We start from the raw sequence: 5,460 nt of genomic DNA on the forward strand, positions 1-5,460 counted from the left end.
TATATAATCGAGTAGTTGTTATTTTACCACTTTCATTTCATCAATAAGCCATTTAGAATCTGCAAATTTATCAATGATAAACAAGATATATTTGGTGTCTACCATAATATTTCTACTAAAGCGAGGATCAAAATTAATGTCACTCATCGTTCCTTCCCATTGTCTATCAAAGTTAAGTCCTATCAAATTCCCTTGTGCATCCAATGCAGGGCTTCCAGAGTTTCCACCAGTAGTATGGTTAGTTGCTGTGAATCCTACGGGTATATCACCTGTTTTGTCTTTGTAGATTCCATAATCTTTCTTGTCATAAAGATCGATCAATTTTTTAGGAACATCAAATTCATAATCTCCAGGAATATATTTTTCCATAACTCCAGAAAGGTGCGTTTGGTAATCGTAAGCTACCGCATCTTTTGGCTTAGAACCTTGTACTTTACCATATGTTACTCTTAGTGTAGAGTTAGCATCTGGGAAGAATTTTCTGTCTTTATCTGTACTAAGCTGTTGTGCCATGAATTTTTTTTGCAACAGATCTATTTTCTCCTGAATTCCTACAAACTGAGGATCTACATTTTTCGTGTATGTATCCTTCATCATCATCAGAAGTTGATACATAGGATCTTTTTTTAATGTTTTGATCAGTTTGTCTTGGTTGGAGAATGCTTTTTCTACATCTGTACTTAGTGTGGCACCATTCACTGCGCTTCTACCTGTAACAATAGAGTTTTTAGACATTTCTTCAAATGTTACGATGTTTTCTGCGTCGTTTTTATATTTATCAAAACCTGCAGGTAAAAATCTAGCTTCAGTTTTGTTAGCATATAAAGCAACCAATTTTGCCGTTACCTTAGCATCTAGTTCAGCATTATAATCTTTGTAGATAGAGGATAGTCTATTTTTAAAAGAAGTAATTCCTTTTTCGTCCATTCTTCCAGCTTCTACAGCAGCTACAAAATTAGAATAAAGGTTAGCAAGCATTAAGGTTTCAGCATTTCTTACCACTTCAGAATAGTAAGCATTATTCAGCGCGTAAGGTGCTTGCTCATTATACAATCTAGACATTTGGTCTAATGTATTTTTAACTTCAGGATTTTTAGCAACCAAAGAACCTTCATACATTACTTTTTTCTGTACTGCATTAGATTTTTTAAGACCTTCTACTTCGCCTATCCATTTTTTCCAATAGTTGGCTATAGAAGCATATTTAGATGCATACTGGATACGTGTAGCATCATCAGCACGCATTTTTTCATCTAAAGTTTTTAGGGCAACTTCTCTTACTGCAATTTTTGCAGGATCTATTTCCTTCATAATCTTCTCTACTGCAATAGCTGGAAGATATTCTGTAGTTTTCCCAGGGAAACCATATACAAAAGTGAAATCGTTCTCAGCTTTATCTTTTATTGATACGGGTAAAAAGTGTTTAGGAACATAAGGCACATTATCTTTAGAATATTCTGCGGGTTTGTTGTCTTTTCCTGCATAGATTCTAAACATAGAGAAATCTCCTGTATGTCTTGGCCAAACCCAATTGTCTGTATCGCTCCCGAATTTTCCGATACTTTGTGGCGGCGCACCTACCAATCGGATATCTTTGAAACTTTCAATCACATAAGCATAATACTTATTGCCATAGTACATCGATTTTACAGAGATAGATTGATAAGGCTCTATCTTCAGTGTATTTTTGTAAACTTCAATATTGTTGGCTATTTTTTTTGAAAGGTCTGGTTCCGTAAGATGATCAGTACCTTCCAAGATTTGTTGTGTAACTTCTTTGATGTCTACAATGAAATCTACTGTTACGCCAGGATTAGGAAGTTCGGTGTCCATATTCTTAGCCCAAAATCCATTAGAAAGAAGATCATTCTGAACAGTAGAGTGAGCTTGTATTTGTCCGTAACCACAGTGGTGGTTGGTAAGCAATAAACCTTTTGGTGAAATAATTTCTGCAGTACATCCACCATTGAATTGTACTACTGCATCTTTTATACTTGGTTTTTGTGTGTTGAAGATATCTTTAGCAGAAATTTTCATTCCCATATCCTTCATTTCCTTCTCATTAAGCTCCGTCGGTATCCACATTCCGCCGTATTGTTGGGCAGCTCCGAGTGTAAAGCTGAAGAATGCCGCAGCAATTAAAATGTTACGTTTTATCATTTCAAAAAATTTTGTCTAAAATACGAATTTAATTTTTTTCATATTCAAGAAATTGATGCCGAATTTTATTATTAAATGGTATGTTATTTTTCAGTTTTTTTAAACCAAAATTTTATTAATAATTAATTAATAAATACAAAATACTTTTAGCATCAATATTGCGTTTTTAAAAAACAATCACAAAACAATATCATATATGAATTACAAAATTTTGACAGTAAGTTTGCTTGCTACATTGGTCTTGGTAGCTTGCAAAAAGAACCAGAACGCAATACTATCTTCCAACGTAGAGAATATTGATACACTCAACTATACTAAACCAGAAATAGATACGACTAGTACAGCAGCTATGGTAGGAGGAGAATCACATAATTCTCAAAACTCTGTAGATTGGATGGGAACCTATGAAGCAGTAGTGCCTTGTGCAGATTGTCCTGGTATAAAGACAGATCTTACATTGAATAAGGATAATACTTTTACTATTTCTGAAGAATATTTAGATAAGAAATCTAAAAATGAAGATAAAGGTTCATTTTCGTGGGATGCTACAGGAAGCATTATTTCTTTGAACGGAAAATCTACCAAATACCAATATAAAGTAGGAGAGAATACTTTGTTTATGCTTGATACTGAAGGTAAAGAAATTCAAGGTGCTTTACAGGAACACTATATTTTCAAGAAAAAATAACAGAATACCGTTCAATAAAAAAGGGCGAATTTCATATGAAATTCGCCCTTTTTTATTGAACTTTAAGTTTGAAAATAATATTATCGAAAATGATTATTTTTCAATTAAATCTAAAAATTCTTGTTCATCTAAGATTGTGATGGTCCCAATATCTTGTGCTTTTTTCAATTTACTTCCCGCCTTTTCGCCTACTACAAGATAGTTGAGGTTTTTGGAGACTGCGGAGATATTTTTACCATTATGTTTTTCTACCATTTCTTCGGCTTGTTCTCTAGTAAATAAGGATAATTTTCCTGTAAATAAAAAGGTTTTTCCTTCTAAAACAGTAGATAATGTTTCGTTTATTTTTTCTCCTCTTTCTAGTTGTACACCATAAGATTTCAATCTTTCTAGCATAATTAGACTTTCTGGATTCTTGAAAAACTCTGTAATACTGATTGCTATTTTACCACCAATATCCTCTACCTGACAAAGTTCTTCTTCTGTAGCGTTTTTCAAATCATCAATTGTAGGGAAGTTTTTTACCAATTTTTTGGCTACAGTTTCGCCCACATGTTTTATACCAATTCCGTACAATACTTTCTCGTAGGGGATTTCCTTAGATTTTTCTATCCCCGAAATAATATTTTGAACCGATTTTTCTGCCATTCTTTCAAGCGGAAGAATTTGTTCGCTCGTTAGTGTGTAAAAATCTGCTGGGTTTTCTATCAATTTGGCTTTATAAAGTTGCTCTATTGTTTCTGCTCCAAGATTATCAATATTTAAAGCTTTTCTAGATACATAATGAATCATTCTGCCAATTACTTGTGGCGGACAATGCATATCATTAGGGCAATAATGGATGGCTTGGTCTTCTAGTTTTATCAACTCCGTTCCGCATTCTGGGCATTCTTTTATATATTCTACTTCGGCACTCTCGGAAGTTCTTTTTTCTTCATTGATGCCTACAATTTTGGGTATAATTTCTCCCCCTTTTTCTACATACACAAAATCGTGCTCGTGAAGTCCCAATTTTTTAATAATATCTTCGTTGTGCAAAGAAGCGCGTTTCACTATAGTTCCTCCCAAAAGCACTGGTTTTAGATTGGCAACAGGCGTTATTGCTCCCGTTCTGCCAACTTGATACGTAATGCTTTGAAGTTCGGTTTCTACTTTCTCTGCTTTAAACTTATATGCCATTGCCCAACGTGGCGATTTTGCAGTATAGCCCAACTGTCTTTGTTGTTGAAGAGAATTTACTTTCAGTACAATTCCGTCTATTTCAAAAGGCAATTCGTGTCTGTGTTGATCCCAATAAGTGATGAATTCTTTTATTTCATCCAAATTTTTGCAAAGTTTAGCCTGATCTGAAATATTAAAACCCCATTTTTTGGTGTTTTGTAACAATTCCCAATGTGATGTTGCTGTGGTATCTTGCGCAACAAACTGATATAAAACTGCTGATAGTCTGCGTTTTCTTACTTCGCCACTATCTTGCATTTTTAGACTTCCACTTGCTGTATTTCTAGGATTCATAAAGGCGTCTAAACCTTCTTCTTCGCGAGATTTATTTATTTTTTCGAAATTTTTTCTCGTTAAATAAATTTCTCCTCTCATATAAAATTGCAGCGGGAAATCTCCTTTTAATGTCAAAGGAATATCCGAAATGGTACGCACATTTGCTGTAATCTCATCACCCTGAAAACCATCGCCACGCGTAACGGCTTGCGTCAGTTTTCCATTGTCATAGAGTATCGATATAGATGCACCATCGTATTTAAGTTCTGCAACAAATTCTACGGGTTCGTCTATCGTTTTAATAATTCTTTTTTCCCAGTCTTCAAGGTCATCAAAATCGTAAGAATTATCCAAAGAATACATTCTGAATTGATGCTGTACGGTGGAGAAATTTTTGGTAATTCCGCCGCCTACACGCACAGTAGGAGAGTTATCATCATGAAACTCTGGATGCTTGGCTTCTAGATCTTGAAGTTCTTTCAGAAGGAGATCAAATTCAAAATCTGAAATGCTAGGTTCGTCTAGCAAATAATAGTTTTCGTTATGCTGTTGGAGTGCAGCGCGCAGCTCGTTTATTTTATCTTGAATATTTTGAAACATGTGATGTTCTATCTTTTAAACAAAAATAAGGATTTAAAGGAAAATAAATTTATTCCCTTAAAATATTATGATAAACTTCAATAAATAAGGTTGGAGATTAAGAAGAGAACTTTAATAAAATCAGCTTAGGCTGAGTTTCTGCAGTGTTTCTACATTTTCAAAGATAAGAACTTCACCATCCTTTAAAGTTTTAAATTTCCAATTGTTTTCCATACAGCGTTCTACTTCCTTGTCTATTAATTCTGATTCTTCATGATCAGATTGATAATGTGGTAAAAATGCAAACTGAACTACGCCCAAACCATCATAGATAGGCGTTTTTATCTCATCCTAAGGAAATTGATAAGGATCATCTACTTGATCAATATACTTTAAAACCTGAGTTCGATTGTAAATTTAGAATAAATAGCTTGTGATAAAAGGCAAAAATTAGTATCTTTAAGTTTCTGACATTTAATGATTTAACTAAGATTTGCCTTATGATTTGTTTTGATAAAATTACGGATATTTATTCA

At 33.8% G+C, this 5,460-nt stretch carries 4 protein-coding genes; 1 reads left to right on the top strand and 3 read right to left on the bottom strand.

All coding sequences use genetic code 11. From position 1 onward, the window contains the following. Nucleotides 1–18: 18 nt before the first annotated feature. Entirely contained in the window at nucleotides 19–2,160 is a 2,142-nt protein-coding gene (locus ACKI42_RS11560; RefSeq protein ID WP_407405585.1) for a S46 family peptidase, read from the bottom strand. Between the two features lie 196 nt (nucleotides 2,161–2,356). On the opposite strand from ACKI42_RS11560, the gene ACKI42_RS11565 reads away from it, so the two are divergent. After that, nucleotides 2,357–2,848: a copper resistance protein NlpE gene (locus ACKI42_RS11565; RefSeq protein ID WP_407405587.1), complete on the top strand. Its 492-nt coding sequence runs from the start codon at nucleotides 2,357–2,359 to the stop codon at nucleotides 2,846–2,848. A gap of 93 nt (nucleotides 2,849–2,941) precedes the next feature. Here ACKI42_RS11565 and ligA read toward each other — a convergent pair whose 3' ends face one another. Then, nucleotides 2,942–4,945, bottom strand: coding sequence for an NAD-dependent DNA ligase LigA (ligA, locus tag ACKI42_RS11570; RefSeq protein WP_407405589.1), 2,004 nt, complete (start codon nucleotides 4,943–4,945; stop codon nucleotides 2,942–2,944). Nucleotides 4,946–5,065: 120 nt separating this feature from the next. Beyond that, entirely contained in the window at nucleotides 5,066–5,245 is a 180-nt protein-coding gene (locus tag ACKI42_RS11575) for a hypothetical protein (protein ID WP_407405591.1), read from the bottom strand. Between the last annotated feature and the right edge of the window lie 215 nt (nucleotides 5,246–5,460).

The organism is Chryseobacterium sp. (genome assembly GCF_045629545.1).
Lineage (GTDB): Bacteria > Bacteroidota > Bacteroidia > Flavobacteriales > Weeksellaceae > Chryseobacterium.

Bases quoted from the DNA above. Each gene is read 5' to 3' on its own strand.
- ACKI42_RS11560 (WP_407405585.1), bottom strand. From the start codon at position 2,160: ATGATAAAACGTAACATTTTAATTGCTGCGGCATTCTTCAGCTTTACA.
- ACKI42_RS11565 (WP_407405587.1), top strand. From the start codon at position 2,357: ATGAATTACAAAATTTTGACAGTAAGTTTGCTTGCTACATTGGTCTTG.
- ligA (WP_407405589.1), bottom strand. From the start codon at position 4,945: ATGTTTCAAAATATTCAAGATAAAATAAACGAGCTGCGCGCTGCACTC.